This is a genomic window from Streptomyces sp. SS1-1, from assembly GCF_008973465.1.
In the GTDB taxonomy this organism is placed as follows: domain Bacteria; phylum Actinomycetota; class Actinomycetes; order Streptomycetales; family Streptomycetaceae; genus Streptomyces.
In genome coordinates, this window is record NZ_WBXN01000004.1 from 3,795,752 (window position 1) to 3,814,620 (window position 18,869).

At 70.3% G+C, this 18,869-nt stretch carries 16 protein-coding genes and 2 pseudogenes; 4 read left to right on the forward strand and 14 right to left on the reverse strand.

The window, feature by feature from the left end; translation table 11 throughout:
- The first annotated feature begins 10 nt into the window (after positions 1 to 10).
- On the forward strand, positions 11 to 379 hold the full coding sequence (locus F8R89_RS18735) for an ArsR/SmtB family transcription factor (protein WP_151785050.1): 369 nt from the start codon (positions 11 to 13) through the stop codon (positions 377 to 379).
- A 10-nt stretch (positions 380 to 389) separates the two neighbouring features.
- On the opposite strand, the gene F8R89_RS18740 is transcribed toward F8R89_RS18735, so the two are convergent.
- Genes F8R89_RS18740 through F8R89_RS18750 form a run of 3 tightly spaced genes read right to left on the reverse strand, consistent with a single transcriptional unit; the run spans position 390 to position 2,927 of the window.
- Positions 390 to 1,454, reverse strand: a complete 1,065-nt coding sequence (locus tag F8R89_RS18740; protein WP_151785051.1) for an ArsO family NAD(P)H-dependent flavin-containing monooxygenase — start codon at positions 1,452 to 1,454, stop codon at positions 390 to 392.
- 58 nt (positions 1,455 to 1,512) lie between these two features.
- Positions 1,513 to 2,622 carry an ACR3 family arsenite efflux transporter gene (gene arsB / locus F8R89_RS18745; protein WP_151785052.1) on the reverse strand — a complete coding sequence of 370 codons (1,110 nt, stop codon included), beginning with the start codon at positions 2,620 to 2,622 and terminating at the stop codon, positions 1,513 to 1,515.
- Entirely contained in the window at positions 2,619 to 2,927 is a 309-nt protein-coding gene (locus F8R89_RS18750; protein ID WP_151785053.1) for an ArsR/SmtB family transcription factor, read from the reverse strand. The genes arsB and F8R89_RS18750 overlap by 4 nt, the downstream gene beginning before the upstream one ends.
- 92 nt (positions 2,928 to 3,019) lie before the next feature.
- Here F8R89_RS18750 and F8R89_RS18755 point away from each other — a divergent pair, with 92 nt between their 5' ends.
- Positions 3,020 to 3,433: an arsenate reductase ArsC gene (locus F8R89_RS18755; protein WP_151785054.1), complete on the forward strand. Its 414-nt coding sequence runs from the start codon at positions 3,020 to 3,022 to the stop codon at positions 3,431 to 3,433.
- Positions 3,434 to 4,164: 731 nt separating this feature from the next.
- On the opposite strand, the pseudogene F8R89_RS36780 reads toward F8R89_RS18755, so the two are convergent.
- Positions 4,165 to 4,329: pseudogene (locus F8R89_RS36780) on the reverse strand (integrase); the annotation flags it as partial.
- Entirely contained in the window at positions 4,296 to 5,264 is a 969-nt protein-coding gene (locus tag F8R89_RS18765; RefSeq protein ID WP_151785055.1) for a helix-turn-helix domain-containing protein, read from the reverse strand. The pseudogene F8R89_RS36780 and the gene F8R89_RS18765, both read right to left, overlap by 34 nt.
- Before the next feature lie 128 nt (positions 5,265 to 5,392).
- Between F8R89_RS18765 and F8R89_RS18770 the strand changes: the two genes are divergently transcribed.
- Positions 5,393 to 6,430 carry a saccharopine dehydrogenase family protein gene (locus F8R89_RS18770; RefSeq protein ID WP_192806165.1) on the forward strand — a complete coding sequence of 346 codons (1,038 nt, stop codon included), beginning with the start codon at positions 5,393 to 5,395 and terminating at the stop codon, positions 6,428 to 6,430.
- Between the two features lie 299 nt (positions 6,431 to 6,729).
- On the opposite strand, the gene F8R89_RS36225 is transcribed toward F8R89_RS18770, so the two are convergent.
- Genes F8R89_RS36225 through F8R89_RS18785 form a run of 3 tightly spaced genes read right to left on the reverse strand, consistent with a single transcriptional unit; the run spans position 6,730 to position 10,439 of the window.
- The gene (locus F8R89_RS36225; protein WP_192806166.1) at positions 6,730 to 7,758 is read right to left on the reverse strand and encodes a hypothetical protein; all 1,029 of its coding nucleotides are present in this window, start codon (positions 7,756 to 7,758) and stop codon (positions 6,730 to 6,732) included.
- Positions 7,755 to 9,911: a hypothetical protein gene (locus F8R89_RS18780; protein ID WP_151785056.1), complete on the reverse strand. Its 2,157-nt coding sequence runs from the start codon at positions 9,909 to 9,911 to the stop codon at positions 7,755 to 7,757. The genes F8R89_RS36225 and F8R89_RS18780 overlap by 4 nt, the downstream gene beginning before the upstream one ends.
- A gap of 12 nt (positions 9,912 to 9,923) precedes the next feature.
- On the reverse strand, positions 9,924 to 10,439 hold the full coding sequence (locus F8R89_RS18785; RefSeq protein WP_151785057.1) for a hypothetical protein: 516 nt from the start codon (positions 10,437 to 10,439) through the stop codon (positions 9,924 to 9,926).
- A gap of 627 nt (positions 10,440 to 11,066) precedes the next feature.
- Here F8R89_RS18785 and F8R89_RS18795 point away from each other — a divergent pair.
- Positions 11,067 to 12,259 (forward strand): annotated as a pseudogene (locus F8R89_RS18795) (IS1380 family transposase); the annotation flags it as partial.
- Positions 12,260 to 12,535: 276 nt separating this feature from the next.
- Here F8R89_RS18795 and F8R89_RS18800 read toward each other — a convergent pair.
- From F8R89_RS18800 to F8R89_RS18825, 6 genes are all read right to left on the reverse strand, one after another.
- A complete protein-coding gene (locus tag F8R89_RS18800; protein ID WP_151785058.1) occupies positions 12,536 to 12,946 on the reverse strand; it encodes a PIN domain-containing protein in 411 nt (136 codons plus the stop codon).
- Positions 12,943 to 13,164 carry a type II toxin-antitoxin system VapB family antitoxin gene (locus F8R89_RS18805; protein ID WP_192806167.1) on the reverse strand — a complete coding sequence of 74 codons (222 nt, stop codon included), beginning with the start codon at positions 13,162 to 13,164 and terminating at the stop codon, positions 12,943 to 12,945. Before F8R89_RS18805 ends, F8R89_RS18800 begins: the two co-directional genes overlap by 4 nt.
- Before the next feature lie 117 nt (positions 13,165 to 13,281).
- Entirely contained in the window at positions 13,282 to 16,149 is a 2,868-nt protein-coding gene (locus F8R89_RS18810; protein WP_151785059.1) for an FtsX-like permease family protein, read from the reverse strand.
- Positions 16,146 to 16,886 (reverse strand): ABC transporter ATP-binding protein, encoded by a 741-nt coding sequence (locus F8R89_RS18815; RefSeq protein WP_151785060.1) that lies wholly within the window; start codon positions 16,884 to 16,886, stop codon positions 16,146 to 16,148. Before F8R89_RS18815 ends, F8R89_RS18810 begins: the two co-directional genes overlap by 4 nt.
- 290 nt (positions 16,887 to 17,176) lie before the next feature.
- On the reverse strand, positions 17,177 to 17,806 hold the full coding sequence (locus F8R89_RS18820; protein ID WP_151785061.1) for a PadR family transcriptional regulator: 630 nt from the start codon (positions 17,804 to 17,806) through the stop codon (positions 17,177 to 17,179).
- 416 nt (positions 17,807 to 18,222) lie between these two features.
- Positions 18,223 to 18,807 (reverse strand): TerD family protein, encoded by a 585-nt coding sequence (locus F8R89_RS18825; protein ID WP_151785062.1) that lies wholly within the window; start codon positions 18,805 to 18,807, stop codon positions 18,223 to 18,225.
- Positions 18,808 to 18,869: the final 62 nt, after the last annotated feature.

Here is an 18,869-nt window from a genome sequence, read left to right on the forward strand (position 1 = left end):
ACATAGACGTATGTCGAATGTCAAGGCACTGCCGCTGCTGGAACGATCCGAGGCCCCCGTCGCCGCGGTGCCGTGCTGCCCGCCGTTGAGCGAGCGTCCCTTCACCGCCGAGGAGGCCGAGCGCACGGCCCGTATGTTCAAGGCGCTCGGCGACCCCGTGCGGCTGCGGCTGTTCTCGGCCGTCGCCTCGCACGAGGGCGGCGAGGCGTGCGTGTGCGACATCTCCGACGTCGGTGTCTCGCAGCCGACCGTCTCCCACCACCTCAAGAAACTCAAGGAGGCCGGCCTGCTCACGTCCGAGCGGCGCGGCACCTGGGTCTACTACCGGGTCGAGCCGTCGGTACTGGCGGCGATGGGACAACTGCTGGCCGTTCGGTAGCGCACGCGGATCACCTTGCTCCTTCGAGAAGCCCGGCGATCTCCCGCGCTGCGTCGCGGGCCGGCCGTCCGACGCCGATGAGCGTGGCGGAGGCGGGGCCCGTCCAGTCTCCGTATCCGAGGAGGTGCAGCCGGGGGTCCGCCACTGCACGCGTGCCCTGGGTGGGGATGTGGCCGCGCGGGCCGCGCGGGCCCAGGGGTGACAGGTGGGAGAGGGCAGGCCGGAAGCCGGTGCACCAGATCACCACGTCGGCGGGCGCTCGCGTGCCGTCGACCCAGGCGACGCCGTCGCGGTCGAGGCGGGCGAACATGGGTGACGCTTTGAGCCGCCCGGCGTCCCGGGCCTCGCGCACGGGCGGTACGGCGACGACGTCCCCCAGCGAGGCGACGCCTCCGGTGTCGGTGCGGCCCTCGTCGAGGGCGCGTCGTCGGGCGGTGGCCGCGTCGAACAGGGCGCGGCCGTCGATGTCGTCGGCGAGGTACCGGGGCGGACGCCGGGTCACCCAGGTCAGTTCGGTGTCGTGGGCGAGGTCGGCGGCGATCTGCGCGCCGGAGTTGCCGCCCCCGACGACGATCACGCGTTGGCCCGCGAAGTCCCGCGGTCCGCGGTACGAGACGGTGTGCAGTTGCCTGCCCTGGAAGTCGCCGCGGCCGGGGACGGCGGGGAGGAAGGGACGCCACCAAGTGCCGGTCGCGCTGATCACCGCGCGTGTGTACCACGGGCCGGAGTCGGTCTCCACTCGCAGCAGCCGGCTGTCGGCGTGCACGCCGATCACCCGGACGGGTCGCTGCACCGGGAGGTCGTATCGCTTCTCGTAGTCGCTCAGGTAGGCGACCAGGTGCCCGGCGTCCGGGTACTCCTGGCCCGGCTGCGGCGGCATGAGGCGGCCGGGGAGCGAGGAGAAGGCTGCCGGGGAGAACAGGTGGAGCGAGTCCCAGGTGTGCTGCCAGGCCCCGCCCGGGGTGGCCTGGGCGTCGAGGACGACGAAGTCGAGGCCCAGGCGGCGCAGGTGGTAGCCGGCGGCGAGCCCTGCCTGACCGCCGCCGATCACCACCACGTCGGAGTGCTGTGTCATGCCGCCTGCGCCGCCGCGCACGTGATGGACCGGACGGTGCGGGCCGTGAGGCAATGCATCAGTAGCCTATGCCCTCGGTGGTCGGAGCGGACGGGGTGAACTTCTTGCGCCAGGCCAGCGAAACATAGACGAGGCCGATCAGGACGGGCACCTCGATGAGCGGACCCACCACGCCGGACAGGGCCTGGCCGGAGGTGACACCGAAAGTGGCGATGGCGACGGCGATGGCCAGCTCGAAGTTGTTGCCCGCGGCGGTGAAGGCGAGGGTGGCCGTCCGGTCGTAGGCGAGGCCGATCGCCTTGCCCAGCAGGAAGGTGCCGAAGAACATGACCGCGAAGTACACCAGCAGCGGCAGCGCGATGCGGACCACGTCCAGCGGCTGCGAGGTGATGGTCCTGCCCTGCAGGGCGAACAGGATGACGATCGTGAACAGCAGGCCGTAGAGCGCCCACGGACCGATCCTCGGCAGGAAGCGGGACTCGTACTTCTCGCGGCCGAGCCTCTTCTCGCCGATGCGGCGGGTGAGGAAGCCCGCGAGCAGTGGAACGCCGAGGAAGATGACGACGTTCAGGGCGATCTTCCACATGGAGATGTCCAGGCGTTCGCCGTCGCCCAGACCCAGCCAGCCGGGCAGCAGGTCGAGGTAGAACCAGCCGAGCAGACCGAACGCCAGGACCTGGAAAACGGAGTTGAGGGCGACGAGTACGGCGGCGGCCTCGCGGTCGCCGCAGGCGAGGTCGTTCCAGATGATGACCATGGCGATGCAGCGGGCCAGGCCGACGATGATCAGGCCGGTGCGGTACTCGGGCAGGTCCGGCAGGAAGATCCAGGCGAGCGCGAACATCACCGCCGGGCCGACGATCCAGTTGATCACCAGCGACGAGGCCATGAGCCTGCGATCGCCGGTGACGGCGTCGAGCCTGTCGTAGCGGACCTTGGCCAGGACCGGATACATCATGATCAGCAGGCCGATGGCGATCGGCAGGGAGATGCCGCCGATCTCGACCTTGGCGAGGGCGTCGTTCAGGCCCGGGATGGCTCGGCCCAGGCCGAGGCCGACGGCCATGGCGATGAGGATCCAGACGGCGAGGAAGCGGTCGAGCGTCGACAGCTTCGCGACGACGGAGGACTCCTCGGCGGGCGTCGCGGCTGCTTCGGTGCGGGTCACGGACAGGCCCTCTTGTTGTCGACGGCGTTGCGAGCGGACTCGGCCAGGTCGGCGAACTGACCGGCGAGTGAGGCGATGACGTCCGGGCGGAGCCTGTAGTACGTGTAGCGGCCGCACGGCTCGGTTTCGACGACGCCGGCCTCGCGCAGCACTCTCAGGTGGTTGGAGAGGTTGGTCTGCCGGGCACCGGTCTCCTCCACGAGGTGGGTGGTGCACAGCGTCTCTTTGGCGAGCAGGGTCACGATCCGCAGCCTGAGCGGGTCCGCCAGGACCCGGATCAGGTCAGTGTCGACTGACGTCATCATGCACTGATACTCTCACATCAGTGGTGACTGACACCATCGGGCGCTGATGCCATGCGCGCCTGATGCCGTCTCAAGACAAGAGAGACCTCCTGATGCCCGACAAGCCTTCCGTGCTGTTCGTCTGCGTCCACAACGCCGGCCGCTCGCAGATGGCAGCCGCGTGGCTGACCCACCTGGCCGGGGATCGCGTCGAGGTCCGTTCCGCCGGATCCAACCCGGGCGAGAACGTCAACCCGGCCGCCGTCGAGGCGATGCGCGAGGTCGGTATCGACATCTCCGCCGAGGTGCCCAAGATGCTGACCGTGGACGCGGTCAAGGAGTCCGACGTCTGCATCACCATGGGCTGCGGCGACACGTGCCCGGTCTTCCCGGGCAAGCGCTACTTGGACTGGCAGTTGGAGGACCCGGCCGGCCAGGGCGTCGAGGCCGTCCGCCCGATCCGCGACGAGATCAAGGTGCTGGTCGAGGGCCTGATCAAGGAGATCGCGCCAGAGGCGCAGTCATGAGCAACGCCCGCAGCCCGCACTCGGACCGACCATGGCCTCACGACAGATCGCCTACTTGAGCCGGCGTACACGCCTCGGAGCATCCACGGCCCCGGGGCACCGACAGCGCGCAGCGCAGCAACCAACCCGTCGGCCTTCCCCACCACCGATACTCGACAAAACCTCGGTCCAGGCTCGCATCACGTCGCCGAAGTCCAGCAACAGCCCCCGGACCTGCCGCAGCAGAATGCGCAGGATCACCACACCCGCGACGCTCCCGAGCCCCATCGCGCTCCACCACATCGGCCGCCTCCCCGCCCAGAACCCCAGGCTGCCTGCGGCAAAACCCGAAGTCTGTACCTGAAGAGACGCATTTTGTGATCTTGGCGGAGTCGGCGCGGAGTGTGCATCCGCAAGTGGCCATGCCAGCAGCGCTCCCCCGTCAGAGATTCCTCACCGCCACAGGGCGGGCCGCCTTCGGCGAAGCAGCGCCGTCCAGCTTCGTGCCCACAGCGTGCCCATACGACCGGACAACAACGGTGAACAGCGGCGTGGAAAAGGTAGCCGAAGGCGCGCTCCAGAATGCGTAACCGCAGGTGAGAGGTAAATTCGCTCGCGAAGCGCCGTCGCTTCCCAAGCTGAGAGCGCGAGTTCGATTCTCGTCACCCGCTCCATATGAAACCCCCAGGTCATCGACCCGGGGGTCTTTTGTTGTCCGGACAGTGGGCGGGTGCCGCCCCACAACCGCACCATCAGCCCGCCGACGGCTCTTCCCCGCGGTGCGCGCGGTCGTCGGTGTGGTGCTTCGCATGCTCGGCGCGTACGAGGTCGACCAGCCCGGCGGCGACCTCCCGTTGCCGGTCCTCGTCGGAGTGCTGATGGATCAGCGCCGCCTTCTCGGAGGACTGGCCGGCTCTTGGGGGCGGAAGGTGCGGCGGTAGGTGTCGGGCGGGACGCCGACGCTGCGGTGGAAGTGGCGGCGCAGGGTGGTGGCGGTGCCCATGCCGGTGGCCGTGGCGATGGTGTCGACGGTGGCGTTGGTGGTTTCCAGGAGTTCCTGGGCGTGGCGGATGCGCTGGGTGTGGAGCCACTGCAGTGGTGTGGTGCCAGTGAGGTGTTTGAAGTGGCGGGCGAGATGGCGTGAGCTCATGCGGGCCTGGCGGGCCAGGTCCTCGACGGTGAGCGGTTGGTCCAGTCGTTCCAGCGCCCAGGGGAAGAGTTCACCCAGGGGATGGTTGCCGGGCTCGGGCAGGGGGGTGGCGATGAACTGGGCCTGGCCGCCGTCGCGGTGGGGTGGGACGACCAGCCGGCGGGCGATCTTGTTGGCGTTGGCCGACCCGTGGTCAAGGCGGACCAGGTGCAGGCACAGGTCCATGGCGGCGGCCTTGCCCGCGGAGGTGAGGACGTCGCCGTTGTCGACGTAGAGGACGTCCGGATCCACGGTGGTCGCAGGGTGGCGCCGGGCCAGCTCCCGGGTGTGGGCCCAGTGGGTGGTGGCGCGCCTGCCGTCGAGCAGTCCGGCCGCGCCCAGGACGAAGGCGCCCGTGCACAGCGACGCCACGCGGGCGCCGGCCTCGTGGGCGGTGCGCACCGCCTGGACCAGGTCGCCGGGCGGTTCACGGTCGGTGTCGGCCCAGCCGGGGACGATCACCGTGTCGGCGTGCGCGAGATGGTCGAGTCCGTGGTCGGGCTCCAGGCGGAAGCGGTCGACGTGTACCGGACCGCTTCCGCAGACGGAGAAGTCGTACCAGGGGTCCACGATGTGGGTCAGATCAGCGCCGAAGATCTCGATGGCCACGGACAGTTCGTAGTGGAGCATGCCGTCGGTGACGGCCAGCGCGACGGTAGGCATGTCCGAAACTGTACGCGCCATGTCGTTTCCGACGCTCGTGCGGGGTGCTGCCGCGAGGACAGGATGTGGGTGTCAGGCCGCGGCGGATCGACATCGCGGCAGGTGTTCCAGTACCCGGGAGCGGTCTCATGGGGTCAGGTCAGCTGGTGGCGGTGTTCGGCGCGTACGGTCACACCGGGCGGTTCGTGGTCGCGGAGCTGGCCGCGCGCGGATACGTCCCGGTGCCCTCCGGGCGCAACGCCCAGGTGCTGCGGGAACTGGCCGACGAGCACGGGCTGGAGGCCCGGGTGGCGTCGGCCGAGGATGCGGCGTCGCTGGACAGGGCGCTGGCGGGCGCGGTGGCGGTCATCAACTGCGCGGGCCCCTTCGCGACGACCACCGGTCCCGTGATCGAGGCCGCGCTCCGTGCGAAGATCCCGTACCTGGACGTGGCCGCCGAGCTTGAGGCCAACCTCGACACCTTCGCCCACTACCAGGAGCGGGCCCGGGAAGCGGGAGCGGTGATCATCCCGGCCATGGCCTTCTTCGGCGGCCTCGGTGACCTGCTGGCCACCGCGGCGATGGGCGACTGGACCGCAGCCGACGAGGCTCACATCGCCTACGCGCTGAGCAGCTGGCACCCCACCGCCGGCACCCGCCTGTCCGGTGCCGTCTCCCGCGAGCGCCGTGGCGACGTCCGCCTGCGCTACAGCGGCGGCCAGTGGGAGCGCCGCACCGACGCCGCACCCGCCCTTCAGTGGACCTTCCCGGAACCGATGGGAGTCCGGGAGGTGATCGGCGAGTTCACGATGGCGGACGCCGTCACCGTTCCCCAGCACCTGCCCATTCCCGACGTGACCACCTACATGACCGTTGAGGCGATCCGTGACCTTGCCGCGCCCTCCACACCCGCCCCGACGGCCGCCGACCGGAGCGGGCGCTCGGACCAGACCTTCCTCGTCGACACAGTCGTACGCTCCGGCGGTACCGAACGCCGGGCCACGGCCAGCGGCCAGGACATCTACGCCGTCACCGCACCCCTTGTCGTCGAGGCCCTCGAACGCGTCCTGACCGGCCGCACCAAGACCACCGGCGTCGCCTCCGCCGGCGAGATCTTCGACGCACCGGACTTCCTGCACGCACTCGCCCCGCACATCGCACTCGACCTCCACCCGCAAGGCGCCTGACCGCGATGCTCCACGGAGGGGACTTCGGGGCGCCGTGGGGCACGGGCTGGCCGTCGCGGCTTGCTCTGGTCGACGGCATGGCAGCGTGGTCGAGGCCGGTGGGGTGCAGCGAGGCACACGCGCGTGGGTCAGTCGGCACACCCACCGTCGTGGCTGACTGTCGTCGGCTGAGGCTCAGACGTGCGGGTCCCCACTCCGCAAGGGAAACCTTCGAGGCCAAGGGACCGTGCCATTCGCGTGCCAGATCTTGCGGGGAACCACGGAGAATGACGGGGACTGGCCACGGGTGTGGATAGGGCCTAACCGCACTCCGTGGGGTGCCTGGTGCATTTCAGGGCTTTCTGTGTCTCCCCCGCGCTGCTGCCGGCGTCGTTCGCCACGTCCGCCTGCAGGTCGTTCACCTTCCTGGAGTCGGTGCCCTCACCCCGGGCGGCGGTCCAGATGTCGACGATCCGGGAGCTGTCGTCCTTGAGGAACCGGCGCTGGTCAGGGGCTGCCTGCCCGGTCACCGCCTGTTGCCAGGTGCCCGCGATGTGGCGTACGGGGTCGGTGTCGTAGGACGGGGTCCCGCCCGCGGTGTTCTTGAGGCGCAGCAGGACGTCCGAGCGCCATTGCTCGCCCTGGGACTCGGCGATGTCGTCGGCGATGCCGTCGAAGTGGCCGAGCCCGGCGGCGCAGCTACGGGCCGGCGAGGTGTAGCGGGCGCCGGTGGCCCCGGCGGTGACCTCGGCGAGGTGCGCGGCGCACTGACGGACGTGTGCGGCGCGCAGATCGGCGTACGCGGCGGGGTCCTGGGAGACCGAGCGCAGCACCCCGACGAGGTCGTCGATGCGGGCAGGCATCCGGACGGTCGTGCCGTCCCGCCATGGCGCGTCGTCCTCACGACGGGTGTATTCGCCGTTGACGCCGCTGAGTATCTCCTGGGTGTCCTGTGCGTAGTCCACCAGCGCCGCCGCGAGCGGGGCGCGCAGGTCCGGGGCGACGACGGGGTCCTGGCGTCGTTCGATGTCCGCGGCGACCGCGGTGAGGGCCGCCCGCATGGCACGTGCTTCGGCGAGCGTGTGCCGTCCGGGAACCGCACCTGTCGCGGCACTCCGGATCGCGGTGCCGAGGGCGCCGCAGTCCATGTCCTCCCGGTACGCGTCGCCCAGGGAACGTCGCAGGGCGGCGTCGGACGACAGGCTGTCGCAGTCCGGCTTGTCCGCCCGCGCGACGACGGTCCAGCTGACCGCCCCACCGCCGGCCAGGACGATCGCGGTCGCTGCCGCGGCGAGGAGCAGTTTGCGGCGAGGGCGTGCCGCCCGGGGTGGGGTGGTGGTGTCGTTCATCGGCCGATCGCATCGTTGGCCAGCTTCTCGCCGGTGGTGTGGTCGTTGCGCATGTCGAATTGCAGGTCGTTGACGGACGGGTCGTCCATGCCCGGCATGCCGGGCCCGTTGGCCCACTCGTCGACGAGGAACTGCATCTCCCGCTGGGACTTCAGGCTCCGGTCAGCGACCTCGGCGGCCGCGGCGTCGTTGTTGTAGCCCTTCTCCTCATTGGAGACGTCGTAGGTCCAGGCGTCCAGGATGCGCTGAGCGGCGTCGCCGATCCCGGGGACCATGGTCACCGGAGTTCCGGCCACGTGGTAAATGGTCTTGGCCTTCCAGTCTTCCTGGGCGTTGGCGCTGTCGCGCTTGTCGTATATGACGTCCTCGCGTACGGCGTCGTAGGCGCCGAGCGCGGAGCCGCCCTTGCGGACGGGGTCCCGGACGGAGTCGGCGGTGTTGCCGCCCTCGTCCTCCATCTGCTTGGCGATGTACGCCGTTTCGGCCTTGTGCATGGTGCCGTAGGCTTCCGGGTCCTCGGAGATGCCGCGCATCATGCGGATCAGCTTGTCCGAGTCGGGGGCCATGTGGGCGTCGCCGAACAGGCCTTTGCCGTGCGCCTGGGGGGCTTCGTGGGTGTACGAGCCCTGGACTCCCGAGAGGATCTCGTGGGTGTCGTTGGTGTAGTCGGCGAGGCAGTTCGCCAGCGGCTGACGGAGGTTGGGCTTGATCTCCTCGTGGCCCGGTTCGGTGTCCATCAGCTCGACGGTGTCGCGCATGATGCGTGCCTGCCCGGCCGTGTGCGGCGGGCCGGCTTCCTCGCCGGTTGTCGCGGCTTCCAGGACGCTGCCGAGGCCGACGCGGGTGTTGGATGCGTCGATGTGGTCGATGTTCCCGGTCGGCTCCTGCCCGCGGACCACCTCCCGGACCTCCAGGTCGGGCCAGTCGCGCTCGTTGAGGAGGTACTCCAGGCGCTTGTTGCCTCCGTCGTCGCCCGGGTCGAGGTACGCGGTGGCCGTGTCCGGGTCACGGCTCATGATGCCGAGCATGTCGTCCACCGGGTCCACGACGGCGACGGCGTCGACGTCGGCACCGGCATTGGCCTGGTCGTACTCGTTCCACAGGTCCGGGTGCTTCTTCTCGGCCGCGATGATGTCGTCTGTCAGCCCGGTGGTGAGCCGTGGGGGGTAGTCGGCGGTGTCACCGTGCTTCAGCAGGGTGGTCAGGGTCTGGTAGCCGTACGGCTGGGAGCCGTCGTCGCCGGTGCGCCGCACCCCGAGTTCTCGCATGTCCTTGCGCCACCGGTCGGAGAACTCCTTGTCCCTGTTCGCGGTGGCGATGTTGTTGGCGAGGGCGTGCTGGATGTTGTTGTACTTGTCCTTGTTCGGCCCGTCACCCGCGCGTTCCTGCTCCAGATCCTGCGCCAGACGCAGGGTGCCCTCGGGGCCGAGGTCGTCGATGACCATGCGGCTGAACTCCGGGTCCTTCTGGTTGTGGCTCATCAGCCGGTCGAGCTCTTTGAGTTCGGCGGGGGAGAGCTTCTCGCCACGCTCGTACTTCTTCAAGAGCTTCGAGGCCCGCTGGGCTTCGTCCTGGTCGATGGACTTGACCGTCTTGTCGTTGAAGCCCTCGTCGCCGCCCTTGCCGGTGTTGCGCTTCAGGGCGATGGCGGCGGACTGGTCGGCGTTCGCGGCGGCGGTGAGGATGAGGGCGATACGGGTCTGCCAGAGCAGGATCGTTTCCTCGTTGCGGGAGGGGATGACATCGCCCGGGCCGCGCCGCTGGTCGCCCTCCTCGTCCGGATCGATCAGGCTCACTTCGCCCGTGCCGCTGATCCGCACACCGTTGCGCTTGGCGGCGGCGTCCAGTTCATGCAGGTCGGCCTTGTACTTGTGCAGCTCCTCGTAGGCGTCCTCCAGGACGGCGCGTATGCCCTTCGCCTCGGTGACCGCGTCACCGAACTCCTTCTCGGCGGCCGCGATCTGGGCGCGGGCGAACACCGCGGTTCCATCGATGCTGGTCCAGCCGGCCTGGTCGAAGGATTTGACGACGCCGTCACCGAATCCCTCGCCCCACTGCCGGTAGCGGCGTATGACATCGCTCCACTGGTCGGCGGCTGCTTTCAGAGAGGCGACGTCGAGGTGGTACAGCTGCTCGTAGGCGATGCTGCTCATGGCAGGTTCCTGTCAGTCGAAGTCGGGCAGCGAGGCGTGGACGGCGTTCATCTCGGACTCGTTCGCCGACTCCGTACGGACGTGGTTGTGCGCGGTCGTGACGCACTTGTCGCCGATGTCGCCGCAGGTGCGGGCCAGACGGCGCGCTTGCTTGTCCCAGCTCTCCAGCGTGCGCATCAGGGTCACGCCGAGATCGCCGCCCCACAGGTCACCGCTGAGAGATCCCACAGCCGCCATCATCTCGGTGTCGTCTCCGACGTCCCCGTTGGAGTGCACCAGGCTGGCCAGCTGATGGGAGTTCTCGCCGGCGCGGTTCAGCGCGGCCGGGTCGTCGACGCCGCTGAAACCGGTGGTCTGCACACCACCGCTGCCGCCGCTCGACAGCGTCTGCATTCCGCCGCTGCCCGTCCCCGCGGAGTAGGCACCGGGGGAGGGGTCGAGGTCGCGCACGTCGACGGGCTGATCGGGCTTGGGGATGGGTGAACTCGCCGGACCCGAGCCCGAGGTGCCGGATGCCTGCGCCGGCATGGTGCGTATGCCATCGGTGTGGAGGCCGCCGCCCGCATCGGGGGTGGCGCCGGGAGCGGGATCCATGTCCCGGACATCCCTGCCTGTGTCCGGCGCCGGCATCTGGTACGCGGTACGCGGATCCGGGCCCGTGTTCGGTGCGGATACAGGACGTACGCCATCTGTGTCAGAACTCATCGCTTCCCCCGTGCAAGTGACGCGCGGTCACATGCGACCGCGCGCCGACAGACGATGATCGCCTCGCCGCCACCTTAACGACCGTTGCATCCCGTTGGTCAAGGAGCCGGATGAGCGCGAAGGGGAACCCGCCATCGCCGTTCGTCGCTTCACTACTGCGTAGCGTTCGATCTTCCCGCTTGTGCCCGTTGGCATAGAGAGAAGGGACGACCCATGCGGGGTCCCGCACAGGTGCACGACCCGGCGTTCAACGCGCGGGTAGTCGCCGAGACCCGTGCACTACTGGGGACAGCGCACGAATGAGGAAGGACTTCGCCCGGTGGCTCCCGGGCAACCGGACTCGGGCCACCGTTCGGATGGCTTCGCCCCCGCTTGGCCTGCACCTGGGAGGCATCGAGCGTGTCGCAAGAGAAGTCGAGCCAGTGAGCCTCCCGCAACCGGTCCAGCAACCTGCTGGATGTGGCCCTGGCGGTCGCCCTGGGCGGGGACTGCCTCGCGGATGTCGCCGTGCTGCGGGCCGAGCCGGCCGTGTTCGGGCCGGTGGCCTCCGACCCGACGGACTCCCGCCTCATCGACACCCTCGCAGCGTCCGGGGAGAACGCTCTGCGGGCCATTGGTGCCGCGCGGGCCGAAGTCCGCCGGCATGTCTGGCGGCTGGCCGGCCGGGAAGCGCCGGATGCGGGCGGGACGGTGACCGTCGACCTCGACGGGGTGCTGGTGATCGCGCACTCGGACAAGGAGGACGCCGCACCCACATGGAAGCGAACCTATGGCCACCACCCGCTGATGGGGTTCGTCGACCACGGGCCGGGCGGCACGGGTGAACCGGTCGCGGCCCTGCTCCGACCAGGCAACGCGGGATCGAACACGGCCGCCGACCACATCACCGCCGCCCAACTGGCCCTGGCCCAACTGCCGAAGAAGTACCGGCGCGGGCGCCGGACCCTGATCCGCACCGACTCCGCGGGCGGCACCCACGACTTCGTCGCCTGGCTCGCCCAGCGGGGACGGTGGCTGTCCTACTCGGTCGGCATGGCGATCACGGACACCATCCACCAGCACGTGCTGAAGGTGCCGGCATCGGCCTGGACGGCGGCCGTCGAGGCCGACGGCGAGATCCGTGACGGCGCCTGGGTCGCCGAACTCACCGGCGATGTCCTGGACGGCTGGCCGAAGGGCATGCGGCTGATCGTCAGGAAGGAACGACCACATCCCGGCACTCAGTTGAGGCTCACGGACGCGGACGGCATGCGGCTGATCTGTTTCGCCACCAACACCTCGGGCCGGCCGATCGCCGAGCTCGAGCTCCGTCACCGGCTGCGGCCCGGGCCGAGGACCTCATCCGCGCCGCCCGGGCCACCGGCCTGCGCAACCTGCCCCTGCACCGCACGGCCCAGAACCGGCTCTGGCTGGAGATCGTGCAGATCGCTCTCGACCTGCTGGCCTGGATGCCGACGCTCGCCCTGACCGGCAAGGCCAGGTGCTGGGAGCCCCGCCGACTACGGCTCCGCCTGTTCACCACGACCGGACAACTCGTGACCGCAGGCCGTCAGCGAATCCTCCGCCTGGCCCGCCACTGGCCCTGGACCAGCCACATCACCACAGCTCTCGAACGGCTCACCCAACTGCCCGACCCGGGCTGACCAGTAGATTCCCCGTCCCTTCGACAGCACCCGAACACCCGGAGCCGTTGAATCCGGCGCCATCCCGAGGCGACACTCGGCTCTTCCGCCTGCACAGCCTCAGCCCACGGCACGAAAACGTTCACCGACTCCGTCGGCGGACCGTCACGTAACTTCGAGGCCCAATAGGATTCGTGACCGAAACTCGTCTCTGCTCATCGGACGACGTTCATGCAGCTACCACCGGCAGGACGGGAGCCTGGAGGAAGTTCCCGCCCACACCCTGGAGAAAGCACCTCAGGCGACATCGTGAACGTTGTGTTCAAGGAGATCGGCTGCGTGCCGGGCGATGGCCCGGTAGTCGGCATCGTCGTGGAGGACGGCCAGGCCGTGGTGGGCCGCGGTGGCGGCGATGACGAGGTCCACCGCCGAGGCGCTGCGATGCTCTCCGGCCCGGGCCATGCGGTGTTGCACGGCGCTGATCCAACGGCCCGCGTTCTTCGGCACCGACACGTCGGGATTGAGGTCGGTGAACATCTCCGTGATCTCGTCGTACTCGCGTCCGTTCCGGGCACTGTGGAGGAGCTCGGCGCGCTGTACGCAGCAGGATGCGATGGCTCCGGCGTCGATCGCGTCGTACCAGGCCGACTGCAGTTTCGGATCGCGGAGCAGCCGGACCAGGCCGGAGGTGTCGAGCAGGTAGATCACCGGCTGTTCTTCTCCGCTCGGTGCAGGCGCTCGGCGTCCTCGACAGCATCCCACTCACGCGCACGCTCGAAGTGGCGGCTGATGCGCGCGGCACGCTCCTGCTGGTCGGCGTAGAAGCGCAGAGCCAGATTGACCGCTTCCTTCTTCGTCCTGACCTTGGACGCGGCCATGGCCCGTTCCAGGGCGTCATCGTCGATGTCGATCTGGGTCACGGACATGAGGCGCCTCCCCTGCCATGTTGGTGATGTACATGGAAAAGTACGTCACCAACATTCGCAGGGCCAGGCGATGCGGTCCGGTCGACGCAGACGTCGGCACGGGCCGGCGGCGGAGGGTCAGTGGGCCGCGCGGCGGGTAAGTGCTCCGCGGGAGCGGGTCACCAGTGCGGCCAGGAGGGCGGCGCCCAGGGGTACGGCGATCAGGAGGGTGGCGAGTGTCTCCCAGGGGATGACGATCGGCACGTGGGGCGGGGCGTCATCGATGGTGGCCCACCCTTGGGCGAGAGCGTCCTGGTAGGAGCGCATCTGCTCGCGCTCCTCGGTGAGCCGCAGCCCGACCGCGGGCAGGACACCGGCGGCCGAGCCGAGGACCACCCCCATCGCGGCGACCACACCGCACTGGAAGGCGCTGAGCATGCGGCGCACCCGGGGCGGGGCGCCGACCGCGGCGAGCGTCTTGAGGTCCGCCTCCGCGTCGACCTGGGCGAGACCGGTGGCGATGCCGGCCGCGCCGATGGTGACCAGGCCGGCGAAGACGGTCAGCGCGAGCAGGACGAGCCCGTGCTTGTCGACCCAGCCCTGCTCCACGGTCAGATCGACGTCGCTGCCGAGCTTGGCGATCTCGGCGTCGAGCTTCTGCAGTTGCTCGGTGCTGGGCGTCCGGTCGGTGCTGAAGACGGCGCCGAGGGGAGCGGTGATCAGTCCGGCGGCCTTGGCGGCGGCGGGGCTGAGCACGCTCCGCACTCCGTAGGACTCGGGCGAGCCCGGCACCTGGTAGGCGGGGAACGACTTCACCTCGCCCGGGATCGGCTTCTCCTGCTCGCGGGCGCGGTCGGCGGCCTCCGGGTCGGTGATCAGCTTGATGCCGACGGCGCCGCTCTTGTCGACCTGGGGCTTGTGGAAGCTGACGAGCTTTCCGTCGGCGAGGGCCTTGGCCGCGCCCGGGTCGTGGATGCCGAGGACCTTCAGGAGCGGGGCGTCGGCGATGAGGAGACCGTTGTCGAGGTGGATGCCGTGTCCGTCGCGCGAGCGGCAGCGCCAGTCCTTGGCGAGCGCGCGCCGCTGCTCCTCGGTGTACTTCTCCGTCGGGTCGGAGCCGTCGGGGGTGCGCGCCCACAGCGGGCACTCGTTGGCCGGCGGGATGACGACCTCGTAGTAGCCACAGCCGTCGCCCTCGCCGTACGGGTCGCAGCCGGGCTTGCCGACGGCGACCCGGGACACGTCGGCGCGGACGTCGACGGGCAGTGTCCGCAGCACGGCGTCGCGGACCGCGGGGACGTCCCGGCCTCCCTCCTCGGTGACGAGCGCGGCGACGGCGCCGTACGGCAGGTTGGCCCGGTACTCGGCCTGACTCTGGGCGTCGCGGCTCGCGGCGTACGCCGAGACGGCGACGGTGCCCGCGACGGCGGCCAGGACCGCGGCGACGGCGGGTGCCGTGCGACCCCGGTTGCGGACGGCGTCCCGCAGGGCGAGGCGCGGCGAGAGCGGCAGCCAGCGGCTGGCCCTGCCGAACAGGCCGACCAGGGCGGGCGTCATGGCGACCACACCCAGCTCTGCGACGGCCGAGCCGCCCGAGACCAGGACGGACTGGTCGGAGACGACCGAGCCGTACAGGGCGACGGCCGCGCCGAGGAGGACAGCGCCGAAGCCGATCAGCGGCAGCACGCGGTTGCCGCGGCGCACGCCGCGACGGCCGGTGAGGGAGGCCAGGACGGTCTGCCGGGAGGCGGTGACGGCCGGGATGATCGCGGAGAGCAGGCCGGTGAGGACGGCGAGCGCGGCGATGGCGAGCAGTTCCAGCGGCCTGACGGTGAAGCCGCCGAACCGCTGCCCCATCTGGTCCTCGAGGAGCGGCCGGAGGGCGAAGGTCAGGATCAGGGCGAGGACGATGCCGACCAGGGCCGCCGCGACGCCGATGACCAGGCCGCCGCTCAGCACGATGGCCCGGATGTGGCTGCGGGCACCGCCGTTGGCGCCGACCAGACCGAGCTGGCGGCGGGATCGACGGGCGCCGACGGCGAAGGCGGGACCGGCGAGCAGGCAGATCTCCAGCATCGCCAGGCCGACGACCGTCGCCACGGCAGCGAGCGTGGCGGCGTCGGTGTCCCCGCTGTTCTCGTAGGCGGCCCAGCCTTTCTCCTGGTAGAGCGGCACGTCGGAGTCGGCGGGCGGGTCGAGGACCACGGCGCGCGAGGTGACCACGACACCCTTGGCGTTGATCGCCTGGACCGTGTTCCACGTGAAACCACCGGCCTTCTTCACCAGGTAGGTGGTGGAGACGTTGGGCTTCGGCAGTCCGGCCTTCTCGACCGCCTTGGCGTACGGCGTCAGGAAGGCCCCCGGCAGGGCGTTGACCTGCTCCACCGCGAGGTCGCTGGGCAGCTCGTACGAGCCGCTGATCACATAGGTGCGATCGAAGCCGCGGGCGGTGAGGGTGGAGCCGACGGACAGCCCGCTGCTCTCCAGGAACCGGGTGGTCGCGGCGATCTCGTTGCTCTTCTCGGGGAAGCGGCCCTCCCGCAGCCGCATGATGCCCCGGGCGACGGGATCGGCGGCGGCCAGCTCGCGGACCTCGGTCTGGAGCAGACCGTGCGCGGTGGTCAGCTTGGCGGTGCCGCTGCTGTCGGTCAGCACCTTCGAACCGGCCGGGATGGTCTTGGTGACATCCGTCCGGCCCTCGGGCCAGGACATGCCCGGCGAGTCGTAGTCCCCGGCCAGGGTGTGCCTCTCGCCCTCGGGGTCCTGCAGGACGGCCGCGCCGCCCATCTCGGTGTCGGAGAAGCGAGCGTCGGCGGCGCCCAGGGTGCGCTCCATCCGCTGCGCGGGGGTGAGTTCGGCGCTGCGCACGGTCAGGTCCAGGGCGCTCACGCCCAGGATCGGCAGCGCGATCATGGCGAGGACCAGGAAGCTGCGGCCCTTGAAGCGCCAGGCGTCACGGCGGGCGATGCGGACCGCGGCCCGCCAGGAGTGGAACCAGGTCGTCACCGCTGGGCCGCCCGGTCGGTGAGGAGCTCGTCGGCGTCGCTGCGCAGGGTCTGGTCGACGACGGCGCCGTCCCGCAGGAAGACGACCCGGTCGGCCCAGGCGGCGAACCGCGGCTCGTGGGTGACCATGACGCCGGCGGCTCCGGCGTCGCAGCGGGAGCGCAGCAGGGCCAGCACGGACTCGCCGGTCTCGGAGTCGAGGGCGCCGGTGGGCTCGTCGGCGAGGACGAGCCGGCGGTCGCCGACGAGTGCGCGGGCGATGGCCACGCGCTGCTGCTGGCCGCCGGACATCTCGTCGGGGAACCGGTCGGCGAGTTGGCCGAGGTCCATCTCGGCGAGGGCGGCGAGGGCCTCGGTGCGGGCCTTGCGGGCCGATATGCCGTCCAGTTCGAGGGGCAGGGCCACGTTCTCGGCGGCGGTGAGGGCCGGGATGAGGTTGTAGTCCTGAAAGACGTAGCCGATGCTGCGGCGGCGCAGGGCCGCGAGTCCCTTGAGGCCGAGGGCGGTGATGTCGGTGCCCTCGACGAAGACCTGCCCGGAGGTGGGGTTGTCGAGGCCGCCGGCGATGGTGAGCAGGGTGGACTTGCCGGAGCCCGACGGGCCCATGACGGCGACGAGTTCACCGGGGTGGACGTCGAGGTCGATGCCGCGCAGGGCGTGCACCTCGGTGGCGCCGGAGCCGTGGACGCGGATCAGGTTCCGCAGACTCAGCACGGGCTGCTGCTGTGGTGTGGACATGGTTTCCCCTCGGGGCGTACGCCGGCGAGCGGCCGGACGTCGGTGTGACGGACGGTCGTCGGTGTGACGGACGGTCATCAGAGCGACGGGCGGTCGCCGGTGCTACGGACGGTCGTCGGCAGCGCCGTGCGGACGGTATGGGTCTGGTCGGGTGGTCCGGGGTCTTCAGGTGCTACGCGTGGACGGGCGGGGCCGGTGGACTCGGTCGGCCCTGTGAGCCCGGGTGCTCGGGCGTTCGGGCGTTCGGTCGTTCGGGTGCTCAGGGTCGGGCCGGTCGTGAAGGTCGGACGTCACGGGCGGTGGCGTGCGGCCTTCTCTGCCCCGGCCGCCGCTCGCGTCCCCGTCTCCGCCGCTCCCGTCCCCGCCGTCCGGGCGGTCGACGAGAGGCGGATCAGCCGGGACTCGCAGTGGTCGAGCCAGCGCGCCTCGGCCTCGGTCTGGAAGATCAGCTGCTCCAGGACGAGGAGCCAGGCGATGTCGTCCCGCTCCCGGTCGCCGTTCTTCTCCACGGCGGTGAGGGCCTGCGCCTTCAGCCGGGTGTAGTCCTGCATGGCCTTCACGGTGTGCCGGCGCTGGGACTGGATGACGTCACGGATGTCGACCCCTGGCGCCCCGACGGCCATGGCGAGCTTGATGGCCAGCTCGTCACGGGCCGGGCTGGTGCGGTCGACGGGGTGCGCGAACCAGTCGCGGAGTTCGGCGCGACCGCTGTCGGTGATCGCGTACAGCGGGTGGCCGGCCTCGTCCTCACCGTCCTGCACGACCATGCCGTCGCGTTCGAGCCGGCTGAGCGTCGTGTAGACCTGGCCCACGTTGAGCGGCCAGGTGGAGCCGGTGCGGAACTCGAACTCCGTCCGGAGCTGTGAGCCGTAGCGCGGGCCGTGTTCGAGGAGGGCGAGAAGCCCGTGACGGATGGACATACCGAGTATGTATACCGAGTATGTTCGCGGGGGACAAGCGCCCCGAGGGGGACGCTGGAAGTCCAACTGCGGTCCGACAGAGGGGCGATGGGCCCGTCGCGAGATGCTCGGCGGCGGCGCGTCCGCACCCCGAGGAAGCCGATGCCGAGGTCTATCAGAACCGGCCCGCGCCCCGCGTGCACATGGGAATCCGCCGGTCGGAGAGGTCGAAGGGGGCCTCGGTGCTGGTCCCGTGGCCGGCCGCCGACTGCTCCGCGGGCAAGCTCTCGGCGGCCTGGGCGTCCGTCCGGGGTGACGCGTCGGCCCTCTCCTCCCACTCCTCGGCGGGCTCCTCCCCTGTTGCCGTTCTGGTACGAACGGGCGGGGCCGGCGGGTCCGTGGGAAGGCGGCGCCGACGGGGCGGAGGCGGGACTGTCCTACTTGCTGACGGCGAAGCGCATCAGGGCGTGCTCGTCGCCCTGCTTGATCTTGCCGGTCGTGTTGATCACCTCGAGCTTCCAACTCCCGCCGACGCGCATCGCCTTGGCCACGGCGCAGCCGTTGTCCTGGGAGAGCAGGCTCGGCCAGATGTCGGCCACCTGCTCGGAGCTGCCGCCGGTCGCGTCGTAGACCTTGAAGCTGATGTTGCGCGCCTTCTGGAAGGAGCTGCCCTTCTTGTACGCGGCGGCGATGAACACGATCGACGTGATGTGGGGCGGGATCCTGGCGAATTCGACGGTCACCGTCTCGTCGTCGCCGTCTCCGTGCCCGGTCTGGTTGTCGCCGCTGTGGACCAGCGAGCCGTTGCCCATCGGGTCGAGCGAGTCGAGTCCGGCCAGGCGCACCGGGTCGCCGCCCTGCATCGCGACGGCGATCAGGTCGAGGTCGGTGCCGCTCTTGCGGCGCAGCTTGCCCAGCACTCCGCCGCTGCTGCCGGCGGTGGGGTCCCAGGAGACACCGATGGACAGGTGCGTCACTCCGTCCAGGTCTGCCGGACCGCTTTCCTTCGTGAGCGTGATCATGTGTGGCGCGTCCTCTTGTCGTAGGGCCTTGAACAGAAGAGTCTGCCCCGCGCCTTCCCGGT